The 2,283-nt window shown below is 51.9% G+C and carries 2 protein-coding genes; both read right to left on the bottom strand.

Annotation, left to right across the window (positions count from 1 at the left end; all coding sequences use genetic code 11):
• The coding region (locus HWQ67_RS16720; RefSeq protein ID WP_218253824.1) for a PAS domain-containing protein at nt 1-929 on the bottom strand (929 nt) is incomplete at its 3' end.
• A gap of 67 nt (nt 930-996) precedes the next feature.
• Nucleotides 997-1,992: a galactose-1-phosphate uridylyltransferase gene (gene galT / locus HWQ67_RS16725; RefSeq protein WP_218253825.1), complete on the bottom strand. Its 996-nt coding sequence runs from the start codon at nt 1,990-1,992 to the stop codon at nt 997-999.
• Between the last annotated feature and the right edge of the window lie 291 nt (nt 1,993-2,283).

Here is a 2,283-nt window from a genome sequence, read left to right on the forward strand (position 1 = left end):
ACCGTGAGGATCATCAGCAGGAGTTTTTCCAGGGCAAGGGTGCTGCGTATCACGGAGCTTATGAAAAACAGGTGTGACAGCTTTCTCCTGCTCTTTAGCAACTCACGTTCGACTATCTTGCGCCGGGAGACGTCCCGTGCTATGAGAGTTATGCCGGTGACGTTGTCGGAGGCGTCCTTTATGGGGGAGATCGTTATGCTTATCTCCACGGAACCGGAGTCCTTTCTCTTGCCGGATATCTCTATATCCCGCAGTATATCGCCACCGCTGACTGCCGTAAAGTATTTCGCAAACGTCCTGCCGTTAGAATCGGATAAAAACGGTAAGAAATGACCCGATATTTCCTCATCCGAAAAGCCGAATATACGCTCCGCACTCTTGTTCCACGACTGCACCGTACCGTCAAGGTCGGTGGTGATGATTGCATCTGCGGAGTTTTCTATCAGGCTTTCGAGTCTGTCCTTGGTCTGACTAACACTCTGGTAGAGGTCTATGATTTCGTTCTGATGAATGACCGTATCGGTTGTCTCACGGATGATGACTATGCACTCTTTTATTTCGTTGTCTTCTTCTATGGGGTAGGCCGACAGTTCTGCGAAACGCCTGTTGCTGCTGTAGGTATCCGACTGCGGCAGGCCACTTTTGAAGATCTCTGCGGCTATGTCCTGGGGCTGTATGCCTTCTGCGTCGTTAAAGACATCGAAACAGTTGAGGCCGACCACGTCCTCGGGACTTCTGTTTATCCAGAACGCTATCATCTTGTTGGCGGAGGTGATCGTCATATCGGCTCCCACGGTGAGTATAGCCCCTTGAGCTATATCGTACAGGGCAGCCATACGTTTTTGGGCCATAGCGGATGTGTACGCCGTCTCAGACATCAGGGGTTGCCTTGCGTCGGAGACCTCATGGGTGCCGGTCTTGTCGGCCATGCTAAACATCAGAGTGTACAATGCCTGTGTGGGTCATGGATACCTTATTCTGCGCTGCGGTGCTCTGCTACAGCCCGTTTCTCATGTACTTGGTTGCATCTTCGGGGGAGGTTGGGTTGATGTAGAATCCCGAACCCCATTCAAACCCTGCCGTTCTGGTCAGTTTTGGGAACAGCTCTATGTGCCAGTGGTAGTAGAGGTTGTGCTCGTCAACGAACGGTGATGTATGGAGCACAAAGTTGTAGGGGGGCACGTCCAGTATCTTGTCAAACTGTCCCAGCACTGCCTGGATCACTTCGGCCAGGGCAGTAAAGCTGTTGTTGCGCGGGCCAAAGGATGATTCATGGTGCTTGGGGATTATCCACGTCTCAAACGGCACTCTGGGTGCATAGGCCGAAATGGCCAGGTATGAGTCGTTCTTGTAGACGATCCGTTTATTGGCGACCAGTTCTTGTTCGATGAGGTCGCAATAGATACATTTCTCCATGAAGCCGAAGTACTTGCGCGCCGATTCGACTTCTTCCTGGACGCGTTTGGGCACTATTGGCAGCGCTATCAACTGGCTGTGTGTGTGTTCGAGGGTGGCGCCGGCGGACTCCCCTTCGTTTTTAAACACGAGGACGTATTTAAACCGAGGGTCTTTTTTCAGGTCATTGAGGCGTGAGTTAAACGCCCACAGCACGTCCTCGGCAGACTTCTTGTCCATGCTTGCCAGGGAGAGGCTGTGGTCGGGGCTTTCGACCACGATTTCGTGTGCGCCGATCCCGTTCATCTTACCGAAGATTCCCTCGCTTGACCTGTCGAGGCTGCCCTCGATCTGCAGTGCCGGGAACTTGTTGGGCACTACCCGCAGGCTCCAGTCTGAGGGACCGTTCTTGCCGGGTTGCTTGAACGATACGATCTCAGGCGGGGTCTTGGACTCGTTGCCAGGACAAAAGGGACAGAACCCTCCCGTCTTCTTTCTCTTGTGCGATGGAGATATAAAGTCAGACGGTCTCTTGCCTCGCTCCGTTGATATAATGACCCATCTGCCTATGATGGGGTCTTTCCTTAGCTCTGACATCTCGCCTCCTAATATTTGATTATATTAAAACAATACATACGGTTTATTGTATCATAGAAGTGGCAGAGTTTTAAACATAGATGCAACTTTTTTTTGCAAGCTGTTTGATGCTCAGTTGAATAAGGAAAGAAAGAAGAAAGAAAGGGGCGGCTCCGCTTCTTGGCGCTCCAGGTCGCACCTGGCCCCCTTCAGAACCCCCTGCAAGGGGTCACGGACCCCTTGACCCCATTATGCGGAGGTTTGGTCGTTGGGTTGGAGCGTGGATAGAGGGTTGTGTGGGAATGGATAACG

It is taken from the genome of Candidatus Magnetobacterium casense (assembly GCF_019173545.1).
GTDB classification, from domain to species: Bacteria; Nitrospirota; Thermodesulfovibrionia; order Thermodesulfovibrionales; family Magnetobacteriaceae; genus Magnetobacterium; species Magnetobacterium cryptolimnobacter.

Excerpts from the sequence above, each read along its gene's own strand:
- galT (WP_218253825.1), bottom strand. The coding sequence starts at position 1,992 with ATGTCAGAGCTAAGGAAAGACCCCATCATAGGCAGATGGGTCATTATA.